Annotated in this window: 13 protein-coding genes; 4 read left to right on the forward strand and 9 right to left on the reverse strand. The window is 50.2% G+C overall.

The genetic code is table 11. The features are described from left to right. Nucleotides 1-3 precede the first annotated feature (3 nt). A complete protein-coding gene (ptsP, locus tag PYR66_06685; GenBank protein ID WEF29393.1) occupies nucleotides 4-2499 on the forward strand; it encodes a phosphoenolpyruvate--protein phosphotransferase in 2496 nt (831 codons plus the stop codon). Nucleotides 2500-2674: 175 nt separating this feature from the next. Here the strand turns inward: ptsP and PYR66_06690 are convergent, their stop codons facing one another. From PYR66_06690 to PYR66_06700, 3 genes are read right to left on the reverse strand one after another with little or no spacing between them, the layout of a single operon-like run. Beyond that, complete coding sequence (locus PYR66_06690) at nucleotides 2675-3532, reverse strand: helix-turn-helix transcriptional regulator (GenBank protein ID WEF29394.1); 858 nt, start codon at nucleotides 3530-3532, stop codon at nucleotides 2675-2677. Nucleotides 3533-3545: 13 nt separating this feature from the next. Further along, nucleotides 3546-4286, reverse strand: a complete 741-nt coding sequence (locus tag PYR66_06695; GenBank protein WEF29395.1) for a LytTR family DNA-binding domain-containing protein — start codon at nucleotides 4284-4286, stop codon at nucleotides 3546-3548. Between the two features lie 11 nt (nucleotides 4287-4297). Next, complete coding sequence (locus tag PYR66_06700) at nucleotides 4298-5995, reverse strand: sensor histidine kinase (GenBank protein ID WEF29396.1); 1698 nt, start codon at nucleotides 5993-5995, stop codon at nucleotides 4298-4300. A gap of 381 nt (nucleotides 5996-6376) precedes the next feature. On the opposite strand from PYR66_06700, the gene alaC reads away from it, so the two are divergent. Further along, the gene (gene alaC / locus PYR66_06705; protein ID WEF29397.1) at nucleotides 6377-7615 is read left to right on the forward strand and encodes an alanine transaminase; all 1239 of its coding nucleotides are present in this window, start codon (nucleotides 6377-6379) and stop codon (nucleotides 7613-7615) included. 44 nt (nucleotides 7616-7659) lie between these two features. Here alaC and ypdK read toward each other — a convergent pair whose 3' ends face one another. The 3 genes from ypdK to PYR66_06720 all read right to left on the reverse strand — a co-directional run bounded on the left by ypdK (nucleotide 7660) and on the right by PYR66_06720 (nucleotide 9749). Continuing rightward, the gene (gene ypdK / locus PYR66_06710; protein WEF30374.1) at nucleotides 7660-7731 is read right to left on the reverse strand and encodes a membrane protein YpdK; all 72 of its coding nucleotides are present in this window, start codon (nucleotides 7729-7731) and stop codon (nucleotides 7660-7662) included. 366 nt (nucleotides 7732-8097) lie between these two features. Further along, on the reverse strand, nucleotides 8098-9294 hold the full coding sequence (locus tag PYR66_06715; protein ID WEF29398.1) for a cyanate transporter: 1197 nt from the start codon (nucleotides 9292-9294) through the stop codon (nucleotides 8098-8100). Beyond that, nucleotides 9294-9749 carry a nucleoside deaminase gene (locus PYR66_06720; protein ID WEF29399.1) on the reverse strand — a complete coding sequence of 152 codons (456 nt, stop codon included), beginning with the start codon at nucleotides 9747-9749 and terminating at the stop codon, nucleotides 9294-9296. Before PYR66_06720 ends, PYR66_06715 begins: the two co-directional genes overlap by 1 nt. A 146-nt stretch (nucleotides 9750-9895) precedes the next feature. On the opposite strand from PYR66_06720, the gene cynR reads away from it, so the two are divergent. Continuing rightward, the gene (gene cynR / locus PYR66_06725) at nucleotides 9896-10783 is read left to right on the forward strand and encodes a transcriptional regulator CynR (protein ID WEF29400.1); all 888 of its coding nucleotides are present in this window, start codon (nucleotides 9896-9898) and stop codon (nucleotides 10781-10783) included. 192 nt (nucleotides 10784-10975) lie between these two features. Here cynR and PYR66_06730 read toward each other — a convergent pair whose 3' ends face one another. The 3 genes from PYR66_06730 to PYR66_06740 all read right to left on the reverse strand — a co-directional run bounded on the left by PYR66_06730 (nucleotide 10976) and on the right by PYR66_06740 (nucleotide 13507). Further along, a complete protein-coding gene (locus PYR66_06730) occupies nucleotides 10976-11467 on the reverse strand; it encodes a WbuC family cupin fold metalloprotein (GenBank protein WEF29401.1) in 492 nt (163 codons plus the stop codon). A 784-nt stretch (nucleotides 11468-12251) separates the two neighbouring features. Beyond that, nucleotides 12252-12710 carry a hypothetical protein gene (locus tag PYR66_06735; protein ID WEF29402.1) on the reverse strand — a complete coding sequence of 153 codons (459 nt, stop codon included), beginning with the start codon at nucleotides 12708-12710 and terminating at the stop codon, nucleotides 12252-12254. Beyond that, nucleotides 12710-13507 (reverse strand): winged helix-turn-helix domain-containing protein, encoded by a 798-nt coding sequence (locus PYR66_06740; GenBank protein WEF29403.1) that lies wholly within the window; start codon nucleotides 13505-13507, stop codon nucleotides 12710-12712. The genes PYR66_06735 and PYR66_06740 overlap by 1 nt, the downstream gene beginning before the upstream one ends. 720 nt (nucleotides 13508-14227) lie before the next feature. Here PYR66_06740 and PYR66_06745 point away from each other — a divergent pair. Continuing rightward, nucleotides 14228-14593, forward strand: coding sequence for a winged helix-turn-helix domain-containing protein (locus PYR66_06745; GenBank protein WEF29404.1), 366 nt, complete (start codon nucleotides 14228-14230; stop codon nucleotides 14591-14593). The last annotated feature ends 39 nt before the right edge of the window (nucleotides 14594-14632 follow it).

Consider the following 14632-nt stretch of genomic DNA (forward strand, 5'->3'; position numbering starts at 1 on the left):
GTTATGTTAACGATTCAATTTCTCTGCCCGCTGCCGAATGGCCTGCACGCTCGCCCCGCATGGGAGCTGAAAGAACAGTGCAGTCAGTGGCAAAGCGATGTGACTTTTATCAACCATCGTCAGAATGCGCAGGCTGATGCGAAAAGCTCGTTAGCGCTGATTGGCACCGGCACGCTGTTCAATGATAGTTGCAGTCTGAACATTACCGGTGGCGATGCCGAACAGGCCAGGCGCGCGCTGGAGGAGTACATCCACAACCGCTTTATTGACAGTGATAGCATTCAGCCGACGGCAGCGGAGCTGGCGGCACACCCGCTGCCGCGCTCGCTGATTCGTCTTAATCCGGACCTGCTGTACGGCAACGTGCTGGCCGCAGGGGTGGGCGCGGGAGTGCTGACGTTGTGCAAAAGCGACAGTCTGGATATTTATCGGGCCATTCCCGCCAGCGCCGAAGACACGACGCGGCTGGAACACAGTCTTGCGACGCTTGCCGAGCGCCTGAATCTCCAGCTTCGTGAGCGCGGGGGGGAAAGCAAAACCATTCTTAGCGCCCATTTATCGCTCATCCAGGACGATGAATTTGCCGGAAACATCCGCCGTCTGATGGCGGGGCAGCAGAAGGGGCTTGGCGATGCCATCATCACCAATATGGAACAGGTCTGCGACAAGCTGCTGGCCTCCGCCAGCGATTACCTGCGTGAGCGGGTGAGTGATATTCGCGATATCAGCGAACAGCTGCTGTATATCACCTGGCCCGACCGCAGCCCGCGTAACGCGCTGGTGCTGGATAAACCGACGATTCTGGTGGCGGAAGACCTGACGCCTAGCCAGTTTTTAAGCCTTGATTTACAACATCTTTCCGGCATGATTCTGGAAAAAACCGGGCGTACCTCCCACACCCTAATTCTGGCTCGCGCCTCCGCTATTCCGGTGCTCAGCGGGCTACCTCTGGCGGCGATTGCGGGCTACGCCGGCCTACCGGCGGTGTTGGACGCGCAGTGCGGCGTGCTGGCGGTGAATCCCAATGCCGCAGTAAGCGGCTACTACGCGATAGCGCAACGCCTGGCGGAGAAGCGCCAGCAGCAGCAGGCGCGGGATGCCGCGCAGATAGCGCTTACCAAAGATAACCAACGCATCGACGTTGCCGCTAATATCGGCACCGCGCTGGAAGCACCCGGAGCCTTCGCCAATGGGGCCGAAGGGGTTGGATTGTTCCGCACTGAAATGCTGTTTATGGACCGGGACAGCGCTCCTGACGAGCAGGAGCAGTTTGAAGCCTACCAGCAGGTGCTGCTGGCGGCTGAAGGCAAGCCGGTTATTTTCCGCACCATGGACATTGGCGGGGATAAAAATATTCCCTATCTCAATATTCCGCAGGAAGAAAACCCGTTCCTTGGCTATCGAGCGGTGCGAATCTATCCCGAATTTGCCGGGCTATTTCGCAGCCAGCTGCGCGCTATTCTGCGTGCGGCAGCCTTCGGCAATGCGCGGCTGATGATTCCGATGGTACACAGCCTTGATCAGATTCTGTGGGTCAAAAGCGAGCTGCAGAAAGCCGCCGCGGCGCTCAAGCAGGAAGGGCTGCGGCATGCTGAAAATATTTCATTGGGCATTATGGTTGAGGTGCCTTCGGTCTGTTACATCATTGACCATTTCTGCGATGAGGTGGATTTCTTCAGTATCGGTTCCAACGATATGACGCAGTACCTCTACGCGGTCGACCGCAATAACCCACGGGTATCTCCGCTGTATAACCCGATTACGCCATCGTTCCTGCGCATGTTGCAGCAGATTATTCGCGTGGCGCACGATCGCGGGAAATGGGTGGGCATTTGCGGTGAACTGGGTGGAGAAAGCCGCTATCTACCGCTACTGTTGGGGCTCGGCCTTGATGAACTGAGCATGAGTAGCCCGCGGATCCCGGCGGTAAAAAGCCAGATTCGCCAACTGGATGCCAGCACCTGCCGCGAACTGGCGCTTAAGGCGTGCGAATGCCGGAGCGCACAGGAGATTGAAACGCTGCTGAACGCGTTTGCGCCGGAAAAAGACGTACGTCCGCTGCTGGCGCGAGAGAATATCTTTGTCGGCGAGTCGTTTGCCAACAAAGAGCAGGCGATTCAGTTCCTCTGCGGCAACCTCGGCGTGAATGGGCGTACAGAGCATCCGTTCGAGCTGGAGGAAGATGTCTGGCAGCGTGAAGAGATTGTCACCACCGGCGTAGGGTTTGGCGTGGCCATACCGCACACCAAATCGCAGTGGATACGTCATTCCAGTATCAGCATTGCACGTTTATCGCAGCCGATAGACTGGCAGTCTGAAATGGGCGAGGTGGAGCTGGTGATTATGCTGACGCTGGGTGCCGACGAAGGCATGAACCATGTGAAGGTTTTCTCACAGCTGGCGCGGAAACTGGTGAATAAGCAGTTCCGCCAGTCGCTGTTTGCGGCAGAAGATGCTAACGGTATTTTGACGCTGCTGGAGTCGGAACTGGTGTTCTGAGGTGAACGCATAACCCTGTAGGCCGGATAAGCGCAGCGCCATCCGGCAATCATGGAGCATAATGCCGGATGGCGGCGTAACCGCCTTAGCCGACCACGGTTTATCGGTGAACTCAGTATTAGTTACCGTATTTTGATGACCGCCTCACGCTTTCCCTTATTACGCTGTATCAGGTCTATGCCTTAAATCGTGCGCCGTATTCTCCCGGCGTGAGTCCAAACTCGCGATGGAAAAGTCGACAAAAATAGTCGCTATCCTGATAGCCGCAGCGCTGTGCCACTTCCGCAATCGACAGATGGTATTTTTGCAGAATCATCCTTGCTTTCGCCATGCGCACCCAGCGCACGTATTCGACAAAGCTCATGGTGCCGTGTTGGGTAAACAGCTTTGAGAGATGGTTGGGCGTGATATTAAAAAACTGTGCCACGCTGTCGCGGGTGAGCGGCTGCGCATAGTTGTCCTGGACCCAGTTGCACATGCTCTGGTAGAGAAATTCTGAACGCGGGCGTTGCGCTTCCGGGCGGATATTAACGACGCTCCGGCACAGGTGCAGCAGGCTGAGCATCAGCGGTTGAATAACATCCTGCATCTGCGGCGAGCGGCTCAGATGGGTAAGGGCGGTGAGGATGGCTTCGCCTTCGCCGCGCTGTAGATGCGGAAGTTCGATACGACGAACCGGGCGGAGCAGGGAGGCGGTGCGGTTATCGTAGAACGAAAGCCCCAGCCAGGCCGGAGCAAAAACCAGGCTTAACAACATCACCGGTTTATCGCTCACTGGCAGATTGGCGGCGCGAGCGGGAATAAACAGCATTTCGCCCTCGGTCAGGCGATGCTGATCTTTATGCAGTTGATTACCGTACTCGCCGCGTAACACTACGTCGAGGCGCGGGAGGTCGAGGCACAGACTGCCGTTCGGCAGGCTGGTGGGATGGGGGGCAAACCAGACGCGGCCTAGCCGCTGTGAATTGAGCACCAGGCCGCTGAACAGATCGGCAAAAAACTGTTGGTCTGCTGGTAGTTCCGATGCTTTCATTCCCCATCCTGCGCTATAAATGCATTATCTGCCTGAATTCTTTCACCTTACTGCGGCTTACCGGCACCTGAAACTCCAGGTCGCGCAGGCGCAGAATATAGGTGTTATTAAACCACGGTTCTATCTCGCGTATTTTATTCAGGTTCACACAGAAGGAACGATGGCAGCGGAAGAAGTGCGCGGTCGGCAGTTTGCTGCAAAACTCGGTGATGTTCATCGGCATCACGTATGACTCGCGCCGGGTATAGACGAAGGTCATCTTCTCGTGCGCTTCAGCGTAGTAGATATCGTTAACCGGAGTGACGATGATGCGCTCGTCTTTAATCAGGTTAACGGTGTCATTTTCACGCGGTGCGCTGCTGACAACGTTAACATTGCCAGACTGCTGCTGTTGCTGCCAGGCACTGGCCAGTTTTTGCAGCATATTGATAATCCGCGATTCCTGGTAAGGCTTGAGGATGTAATCAAACGCTTCCAGTTCAAAGGCTTCCACCGCATGCTCTTTCCACGCGGTGATAAAAACGATAAACGGTTTATGCGCAAACTGACTAATATTTTGCGCCAGCAGTACGCCATCCAGCGACGGAATATTGATGTCGAGAAATATGGCATCGACCTTGTTGTGTTGAAGGAATTTCAGCACATCGAGACCATCGTCGAAGGTACCGACGATTTCCATCTGGCTGTGGGTGTTAATCAACCAACTGAGTTCCTGCTGTGCCGGGAACTCATCCTCAACAATGATGACTTTCATCTTTTCTCCGCTCATGGCAACAGAGACACCGGTTCAGTCGCCGGGGCGTGCAGGTTGGGAACGTAGAAAGCAATCTCGGTTCCTGGCGTTAAACGGCGGATATGCAGCCCTTCGCCATACAGCAATTTTACCCGGTGATGGACGTTGAGTAGGCCAATTTTATTACCTGGCATCTCGTCGGCCTCGACGCGGGCGACGACTGCCGGGTCAATGCCGTTACCGGTATCGCGCACGCTGATGCGTACCCGATTTCCGCATTCGTTGATGGCAATGGTCACCACGCCTTTACCCCGACAGGGCTGAATACCGTGGACGATGGCGTTTTCTACCAGCGGCTGAATCAGCAGACTGGGGATGACGCAGCTAACGTCCTCGTCAATATCATAAATGACCGTCAGCTTGTCGCCGAAGCGTGCCTGCTCGATCGCAATATAATCCTTAATTTGGTACAGCTCTCGCTTGATGTCTATCTGCTCATCATCTTTTAACTCGATGTTGTAACGCAGATAGCGCGACAAATTGAAAATTAGCTGGCGCGCGGTGTCCGGATTCATGCGAATAGATGAGGAGATGGCGTTAAGGGCATTAAACAGGAAATGAGGATTAATTTTACTCTGTAGCGCGCGTAGTTCAGCCTTATTCGCCATTTCACGCAACTGCTCGGCGCGTGAGACTTCTAACTGGGTGGAGATAATCTGCGACAAGCCGATCGCCATCTCCTGCAATGAGGAAGTTATTCGATGCGCGTGGCAGTAGTAAATTTTTAGCGTGCCAGTCACCACGCCTTTCTCGCGCAGCGGGATCACCAGCATTGAGTGGATTTCCGGCGTCCTGTAGGCCTCATCGTTATTTTTAATGATGATGGTATCGCTTTCAATCGCCTGACGGGTGGTTGGGCTGATGTCATTATTGCGGTTGTGATAATTATTTTCACCGTAACCAACATAGGCCAGCACGCGGTCAGTTGTGGTAATCGCTACCGCGTCGGCATTGATATCGCGGCGAATAATATCGCACACCTGGCGTAGCGACTCGCTATTGACGTGGCGGAACAGCGGCAGCGTTTTGTTGGCGATATCCAGTGCCAGCTTCGCCTGGCGTGCTGCGCTGGCCTCTTTCTCCCCTTCAACGCTCTGTACCAGCAGGACAATAAACCCGATACAAATGCTACCGAGGATCATTGGAATGCCGATTTTAGAGACGATATCTACCCCCAGCGCCAGCGTCGGTGCCCACAACACCACGAGGATCATCGTCAGGGTTTCGCACAGCATGCCCGCCAGAATACCAACCTTCCAGCGCTGCGCTTTGGGGATTTTGCGGTTAATCAGCCCGGAAAGCAGCCCGGCGACGATACTGGTGATAAAACAAGGGATGGCGGTAACACCATCGATATCAATGAGGTAGCGATGCACGCCGGCAATCGCCCCGACGATTGCCCCGACCCACGGTCCGAACAGAATCCCACCGGACATCACCGCGATAATACGTACGTTGACCAGCGAGCCTTCTACCGGAACGCCGGACCAGGTGCTGAATAGCGCAAACATGGAAAAGATAGCGGTAACGGCCAGCAGCTCGCGGGGGGTATGCGCGGATTTATGCAGCAGCTCGCGAAACAGGCGCAAGCGGATGAGGAAAAAAAGGCAAATGAGCATTAATGCCGCGCGGTCAAAAACCGCCAGCAGCATAGTAAAGATATCGTGCATGGGTGCGCCGTGTGATTCGCGGGAAAGCAATATGATAAAAAACCTCGCGCCAGAAGGCCAGCCGTAGAAAAGAATGAGGAACAGACATATAAATAAAAGGGGATAAATGACAAACTCCCGGTATGAGTGAAGACTGGGGTATTGATGATGAAATTGAGTATAATAAAAGATATCAATATGTTGCTTGATTTGTGCTCTGCAATGCGGCCAGGGAAATATGCTACCGCATTTTCGCACACGATAGCCCGTTTTTAGCGGCGGCGATTATTTTTTATCGATCCTCTCGACAGCGCGTTTTTTTTCAGGTTATTTTCTAAGCGTGCCACACAGGTGGCCGCGTCGCTCGGACGGTCCGGGCGCTAACGTTAATCTGAGGAATCTATGGCTGAATTCAGTCCTGAACGCCGTTTTACGCGTATCGATCGTCTCCCTCCGTATGTTTTTAACATCACCGCCGAACTGAAAATGGCTGCGCGTCGGCGCGGCGAAGATATTATCGATTTCAGTATGGGCAACCCGGATGGCGCGACGCCGCCGCATATCGTCGAAAAACTCTGTACGGTTGCCCAGCGCCCGGATACCCACGGATACTCAACTTCCCGTGGTATTCCTCGTCTGCGCCGCGCGATTTCGCGCTGGTATCAGGAACGCTATGGCGTTGATATCGACCCGGAATCGGAAGCGATTGTCACCATCGGTTCGAAAGAGGGGCTGGCACATCTGATGCTGGCGACGCTCGATCATGGCGACACGGTACTGGTGCCCAATCCCAGCTATCCGATTCATATTTACGGCGCGGTTATCGCCGGGGCGCAGGTACGTTCCGTCCCGCTGGTGGAAGGTGTTGATTTCTTTAATGAACTGGAACGCGCGATCCGCGAAAGCTATCCGAAACCGAAAATGATGATTTTGGGTTTCCCTTCAAACCCAACCGCCCAGTGCGTTGAGCTGGATTTCTTCGAGAAAGTGGTGGCGCTGGCGAAGCGCTACGATGTGCTGGTGGTGCATGATTTGGCTTATGCCGACATCGTCTATGATGGCTGGAAGGCGCCGTCGATTATGCAGGTGCCCGGTGCGCGCGACGTAGCCGTTGAATTCTTTACCCTCTCGAAAAGCTATAATATGGCCGGCTGGCGGATTGGTTTTATGGTCGGTAATAAAACGCTGGTTAACGCGCTGGCGCGCATCAAAAGTTACCACGACTATGGTACCTTCACGCCGCTGCAGGTAGCTGCTATCGCCGCGCTGGAAGGCGATCAGCAATGCGTGCGCGATATCGCGGAGCAGTATAAGCGCCGTCGTGACGTGCTGGTGAAGGGGCTGCACGAAGCGGGTTGGATGGTCGAATGTCCGAAAGCCTCAATGTACGTGTGGGCCAAAATTCCTGAGCAGTATGCGGCGATGGGCTCGCTGGAGTTCGCCAAAAAACTACTGCAGGACGCGAAGGTGTGCGTTTCGCCGGGAATTGGCTTTGGCGACTATGGCGATACTCACGTACGTTTTGCCTTAATCGAAAACCGCGACCGGATCCGTCAGGCTATCCGCGGTATTAAATCGATGTTCCGCGCCGATGGGTTACTACCGGCGGCCAGTAAATCGTCGGCTGAAAACCACGAATAAAAAAATGGGAGCCGATAGGCTCCCATTTTTTATTGCGTAGCAGGTTAAATCATCAGGGCGAAGGTACCGGCCCAAACGATGACCATAAAAGAAATGCCCATCAAAAAGTATTTCACGACTTGTCACTCCGCGTTTCAGCGAAACGCCTAAATGAATTTAACTTTTACCGTTGCTGGATTGTCGCAGGAAAAACCAGAACATTCTGGCGGCTGCGGCAGTCCGAAATTCTGTGCGCTAACTGCTCCAGATGGCGCTAATGTACGCTTAAAAAATGGAGGAAACAAGAAGCATTTTTTTATTAATTTTTAGTTACTTACGAGTGTCGTGAATAGGCGACACATTAATTTCATTCGGTATTAAATTTGATTACGGCGACGGAGGTTTATACCGATACCCGGACAGTCTGTAGTTGTTTGATTTTGGGATTTTTTCTATTGGCGGGCAGGCGCAGAAATTGCTTTCTGCACCTGATTGCGGAGTGGTTAATGGGCGGATGTCGACGGCGTACGCCACTGATGCGGGTAGCGTGCAGGAACAAAGCGCAAGGTAATCGCCATCAGAACAAAAACGCATACGGCATGGAATTCCCAGTCCAACTGGTAGTTTCCGCTCAGGCTGCGTAACAACCCGGAAAGCCACGGCGATAGCCCGGCGATAATAAAGCCGATACCCTGCATAAAGGCTACCAGCCGACCGGCCACTGCGGGTTGCGGCGAATGATCCAGCGCCAGTACCAGGCACAGCGGAAAGGCGCCGCCCAGCCCGATACCACAGCTTATTGCCCACAGCAGAGACAGCTGTTGCGGCAGCCAGATGAAACCACAGAAACCGAGTAACTGCAGCGCCAGCGCGAACATCAGTAGTTTTCGCCGGTCTTCATGGCGAGCCAGCATTGGCAATACCAGAGCACCAGCGGTCTGGCCGACGGTCATCAACGCCAGTAACGTGCCGCTAAACTGGGCGCTGTAGCCGAGCTGCATATAGTAGGGCGGCAACCAGGCGATCAGACTGGCGTAACCGCCGTTAATCAGACCGAAGTAGAGTCCGAGCGTCCAGGCACGACGACGGCGAAACACTGATGGCGCGGCATGGGCCGTTGCGACGGCCGGCGCAGCGGGTAACGTTTTACTGAGCGGCAACCAGCCTATCAATGCCACTACGGCAGGTAGCGCCCACCATGCCAGCGCGTGATGCCAGAGTGCGCTATGCTGAGCAAGCCAGGGAGTGATGGCGGCGCCAAGACCGCCTCCGCCCATCAGCGCAGCCGACCATAGTCCCATCACCTGCGGCGTGCGGCGATGAAACAGACGCTTAATCACGCTGGGAATAAGCGCCTGAATCACGCCGATGCCGATCCCGCCAAGCAGCGCGCTGCTAAGCAACAGCCCGCTTTGCGGCGCCAACTCGCGCAGTATCGCGCCAATACCTATCGTCAGCAGACTCAACGCGATGCTGAAGTTCTCGCTCATGTGGCGGTTAATCCAGCCTCCGGCGAGCGCCAGGACTCCCATTGCGATGACCGGAAGCGCGGTTAACAGAGAAACCAGGGTAAAACTCATGCCGGTCGCTTGTTGCAACTGCGGCAGCAGCGGGCCTATTGAGGTCAGCAACGGCCGCATATTGATACCAATTAGCACGAGCACTAAAAGCGTCAGCGCATTGCGTTGGGTCTGGTTCATTACGCTTTCCCTGCCCAGCGTTGGTACAGGGCCAGGCCGTCAGGTTGTGGGCAATGGTGAATCGACAGCGACTGTTTATCCAGTGGCTGCTGCAACTGCTGGTAGATAGCGGCGGTAGAGAGATTGAAGCGTTCGCCATCCTGATTGCTGTTAGCGAAATAGACTTCGCGCACGCCGGTTAAATACATCGCGCTCAGGCACATCGGGCAGGGTTGGCCGCTGGCGTATATCACGCATTCGCGCAATACCGCGTTGCCAAGGCGCAGAGAAACGTCGCGGATCGCGTTGAGTTCGGCATGCGCGGTAGGATCGCCGCTCTGGTGTAGCGTATTCACCGCTTCGGCAATCACGTCACCGTGGCGCACAATGACGGCGCCAAAGGGGCGTCCGCCATTTACAACGTTATTGGCGGCAAGCGTAATGGCGTGCTGAAGATGGTTATCATGGGCAGACATTATCGGCTCCTGTAGGGATAGAGTAAAAGGGCTCAATCGGCGGGAGACTGCGGGATTGAATATTGATACAGGGTACTGAGCTTATTCCATAACTTAAAAGACTTATTTATGATTGAGTCAATTGGATTTACTTATAGGTTATTACCATGCTGCTGCGTCATCTCTCCTACTTCATTGCTGTTGCCGAGCACCGCGGCTTCACCCGCGCGGCGGCGGCCCTACATGTCTCACAGCCAGCGCTTTCACAGCAGATCCGCCAGCTAGAGGAGAACCTCGGCGTAGCGCTTTTTGACCGTAGCGGGCGTACTACGCGCTTAACCGATGCCGGGGTGGTGTGGCTTAGCTATGCACAGCGCGTATTGCGCGACCTCGAAGAGGGCAAGCGGGCGCTCTACGAGGTGGAAAATCTCCAGCGCGGTACGCTACGAGTGGCGATGACGCCGACATTTACAAACTGGTTTATTGGCCCGTTAATTGCTGATTTTTATCAGCGTTACCCTGGCATTAGCCTCACCCTGCGCGAGATGGATCAGGATCGTATGGAAGCGCTGTTGTTGAATGATGAACTGGATGTTGGTATCGCCTTTGGCGACACGCCGTCGCGGGATATTGTCAGCCAGCCGCTGCTGATTGAAACGCTGGCGCTGGTGGTTAACCGCCAGCACCCACTGGCTTCAACACATCAGGCCAACCTCTCGGTGTTGAATCAAGAGGCGTTGATCCTACTCAGTGCCGAATTTGCGACCCGCGCTCAGATCGATCGTAACTGCCGGCAGCACGGTATTCAGCCGAAGGTGCAGATGGAAGCTAATTCAATCAGCGCTGTGTTGAATGTGGTTCAGCGAACCGGGCTTGCGACGCTGCTTCCGGCTGCGATCGTTCGTGAATATGACGATCTGGTGGCGTTGGAGCTGACGCCAACGCTATTAGAAAGGACTGCCAGCCTGCTGCAGCGTAAAGAGGCATGGCAGAGCGCAGCGGCTCGCGAGTTTATAGCGATGGCACGGCAGGCCGCCACACGCGTGTCTGATTAACAGCGCATCAGTGCTGTTGCCCGATTACACTTTTCTTTAATAAGAACAAAGAGTATTTCTTAATTAACGATGTAGAGGGAGTAAACGGTACCGCTATAATTTTAAATTTGAATGTTTAGTGCGTTAAATATAATAGCGGTAAATAAAAAGACGCCGTAGCGTCTTTTTTACGGTGACAGTTAAGATCGCAAATTAGCGCGCATGACCCTGGAGAGTAAAACCACCATCCCCCACCTGCGCTATGGCGTACCATGCCATCAGCTCTGCGGTACCTGGCGCGCCTTCGGCTGGCGCCCATGGCGCGGAGTCTTGTTCAGCAACCGGCTGATAGCCTCCATGCTTGACTTCAAAGATGATGCCGCCGTGATCCAGCGACAGTACTGCATGCCAGGTCCCGGCTGCCATTTCCAGCACTGTGCATTCTTCACCGAGTACCACGCGCTGGGTCACAGTACCTTGCCCATCAAAGGTTAACACCACAAACCGACCGCTCAACGGCAGTAGCAGCTCAAAAGTGTGCGGATGGCGATGGGGGCGAATATAGGTGCCCGGCTCCATAGCAATAGCCAGGCGCTGAACCGGATCGCTTAATTCCGGATGGAAATTACGATGCGCCCGTAGACGGGGCGCGGCCGCCGCGGCTGCGCTCTGCTGCTGCATATCACTGATAGTGATTTGTTTCATGTAAACCGCCTGCTTCAAAAACTGATCAACAAAGGCTTGTGCCTGTATCTATGATTAACGTATCGGGTCACTTCCGTAGCGATGCACAGGTTAATCCCCGGTTGCTTGATTATGCACATTCAACAGCATTGTCACAGCGTATCTTTTCTGAAATCACGAAGAGTGTTGTTTCCGCTGTTGGCTGATGTGACCAGGAGTGTGGGAAAAGTGACGGAGGGGATGCGCTACGCGAAATCTGTTCTGGGTACACCCCTGTAACCCGGACTGCTTTCACGTAGCGCAATCTGATTAACGCTTGGGCCCTCAGGTATGGCGTTCGCTTTCCTGCACAAAATACCGGAGAAGCAAAAAATGAAAAATATGTTTACAGCCGTATTTCATGCACCAGGAGTCAAGCTGAATGAGGTGTTAGTGAAAAATCATTCCGGTCATACAAGTAGTCCACTATTTAAGAATAAAGATTACGTATATACATCAGCGATTAGTCTATATTTTTTAGTAGCGTATAACGGAAAAAATGGCCGAAGATTCGGCCTAATGGAACTCAGTGTCTCTACATTTTTATCATGTATTAAGAATGCATTTGATTCAGTAAACTATCAAGTCATTTTTTTGAGAAAAATTCTGAAAGTTTATATTTGTATAGGAGTAGGGGGGAGTGGCGCGAAACGGGTTGCTTTATATAGATGTTAGCATCATCAGATATTCAATGAATAAACATAAGCATTACGCCTGTATTGAACGATTAGTACTATTCAGAAAATAGACACGGGACAAATTTTAGCTATCTATGGATATCACAATATAGAATCGGTACGTCATCGATGATAAATATTTTGTTTTTATATTTATCATCTAGTATTTTAAAGTTTACGAATTTATTTTCTTTATAGAAAAAATCAGGGAAATGCATATTAAATTGATTGGATGTACCCTGGTCATTACTAAAAATCAAAATATGCTCGCTTTTTAAACTATACTCACTGTTTATTGTTTTATAACTAAATGCAATTTGCCTGCTTATAGGGGTTTTATATCCTTTATCGTCAAATGAACCATTCATTCTTATATTCCCGGAACCATTACCAATGGAAATGTTGTATCTCATATGGATTTTCAGGCCCGCATGAGAAACTTCCGATACAGATTCACATGAGAATTTTTCAGTGTCTGAATTACGCTGGATATAATAAAAGGAAATGCATATGATAAAAACCAGGGTTACCATGGTATACTTAAACATTACATCGCTCCTATTTTTATTAAAGAATTACATCTACGGTGATTGTCTGAGTCATATGAACATGTGATGACTGAGCTTCTTTGAGTATGCTCATTTATGGCAATGTAGATATCATTTCTCTTCTGACAATTTATCCTGTTAGAGTTAATAATAGCCATTTTCATATCGGTTTCATAACTGTCTTTTTCATAAATATTACATTTATTCAGGACTGTTTTTTTATAATTATCAAAGGCATTTTGCCGGTTGCGATGATAGATCATAAAATATGACGGGATCGTGATTACTATAATGATGCTGAGTAAAAAGATAATATTTGGTTTTGATACTTTATATTTAGTATGGACTTTTGAGTTCGATTCTTCACTTTTTGAAAATGAATCGCTTTTATTATATATAGATATATTCAATTTAGGATCAATGGATAATCCTTTCCGAGGAGTAGTTATAATAAAATCCGGACATCCAATATCTTTTAAGCTTTTCCTTAAATGGTGCATGGCTTGATAGAAATTATTATTGGTAATAACCCCCGAAAATTTCTCACCCCAGGCGTATACAATCAACTCGTCCTTGGAGAGCATTCTTTCTTTGTTTATAAGTAATAGTTTTAAACAATAGTTTGCAGGGGTTTGCAAAACAACAGTCTTATTTGTTTTTAATGATTTAAGTAATCTTTGAGAGGGGGTGAAAATAGCAAAATCACCTAATATATAAGATGGTGTGTTTTCGTTTGTACGTTCAGACTGTGCTCCTTCAGTCGCTTGGATATCGTTCATGTTAATAGAAATCATCATTAATGTATGCATGGATTTATGTGGCAGATACCATTATAGAACAATACCGCATCAGCAGTTAGATTTTCCTTATTATGCGTTCTTAACATTTTATTAAAACATCAATGGTCATACTTATATATAACCACTCATGGAAAGTGGTTAATCGCAGAGGTTTAGTGAATACATCTTATCGATTTATTCTTGCTTTTTATTGCTTATGCCGAGACTCAGACAGTACTTAAGATAACATAAGGATTCATTAAATATTAACAATTTCAATGCTATAGGGTAATTAAGATCCAAGTTAAGGTAATGAAAGAAATGTTAAATTGTACCTGTTAATGCGAAACGATAAGGTTTTCGTACTCAACCAGGAGTCCAAAGAGACAAACGAGGAATAAAAGCTAAAACTGATAACGGCTTGTTCGTATTACAGCATAAAAGAAAAAAAATGATTTTTTTTTGTTATTAAAAATAGTAAGAATTGATCGAAGGGATATTTTTAAAAAAAGATAATGAGCTTGTTGTTTTTTGTTTTCAAAGAATTTATTGCTACTAATTTTACCATTTTTAGATTAAATGACTATCGATTTTTAAAAAAGGTGCTGTTGATTTAGAAGAAAGACCGTAGCTAATATGGGGCCATCGGGAATCGAGTTCTTAACTATGTAAAGGTATTGTAGCATTTTCTGGCTATGTCTGAGAGAGATTGAATAAAAGCTAGCAGGTTGATAAGTGATGGATGAACAATCTTTTATTCTGTATTCAGGTACTTTTGGGAAGATCCGTCAGGTGGAATATCATGCCGGTAGTGGATATATATCTGGAACCAATGGGCCAATTAAAATCCGAAGAACTATGGAAAATTTGCTGGTGTATTTGTTGATCCATGCAAATGGGCAAATGGTTTCCGATGAGGAGCTGATGTTGAATGTGTGGGAAGCACATTCGTTAAGTTCATCGACTCAGCGGCTCGGACGTGTAATCAATGATCTTAAGACAATACTCACGAAAGCTGGAGTTTTGGAGCCTGTTATTTATAGAATAATGGGGCGAGGATATATGTTGGATAATAAATATGTACTGACGCTTTACGCTAAGTAAATTATTTGTGATTACAATATTGCACGCGTTTATTTTCTT

This window comes from Klebsiella aerogenes (genome assembly GCA_029027985.1).
Taxonomy (GTDB): domain Bacteria; phylum Pseudomonadota; class Gammaproteobacteria; order Enterobacterales; family Enterobacteriaceae; genus Klebsiella; species Klebsiella aerogenes_A.

Excerpts from the sequence above, each read along its gene's own strand:
- PYR66_06715 (WEF29398.1), bottom strand. The coding sequence starts at position 9,294 with ATGAACCAGACCCAACGCAATGCGCTGACGCTTTTAGTGCTCGTGCTA.
- cynR (WEF29400.1), top strand. The coding sequence starts at position 9,896 with ATGCTGCTGCGTCATCTCTCCTACTTCATTGCTGTTGCCGAGCACCGC.
- alaC (WEF29397.1), top strand. The coding sequence starts at position 6,377 with ATGGCTGAATTCAGTCCTGAACGCCGTTTTACGCGTATCGATCGTCTC.
- PYR66_06735 (WEF29402.1), bottom strand. The coding sequence starts at position 12,710 with ATGTTTAAGTATACCATGGTAACCCTGGTTTTTATCATATGCATTTCC.
- PYR66_06720 (WEF29399.1), bottom strand. The coding sequence starts at position 9,749 with ATGTCTGCCCATGATAACCATCTTCAGCACGCCATTACGCTTGCCGCC.
- PYR66_06700 (WEF29396.1), bottom strand. The coding sequence starts at position 5,995 with ATGCACGATATCTTTACTATGCTGCTGGCGGTTTTTGACCGCGCGGCA.
- PYR66_06690 (WEF29394.1), bottom strand. The coding sequence starts at position 3,532 with ATGAAAGCATCGGAACTACCAGCAGACCAACAGTTTTTTGCCGATCTG.
- PYR66_06745 (WEF29404.1), top strand. The coding sequence starts at position 14,228 with ATGGATGAACAATCTTTTATTCTGTATTCAGGTACTTTTGGGAAGATC.
- PYR66_06695 (WEF29395.1), bottom strand. The coding sequence starts at position 4,286 with ATGAAAGTCATCATTGTTGAGGATGAGTTCCCGGCACAGCAGGAACTC.
- PYR66_06740 (WEF29403.1), bottom strand. The coding sequence starts at position 13,507 with ATGATGATTTCTATTAACATGAACGATATCCAAGCGACTGAAGGAGCA.
- ptsP (WEF29393.1), top strand. The coding sequence starts at position 4 with ATGTTAACGATTCAATTTCTCTGCCCGCTGCCGAATGGCCTGCACGCT.
- PYR66_06730 (WEF29401.1), bottom strand. The coding sequence starts at position 11,467 with ATGAAACAAATCACTATCAGTGATATGCAGCAGCAGAGCGCAGCCGCG.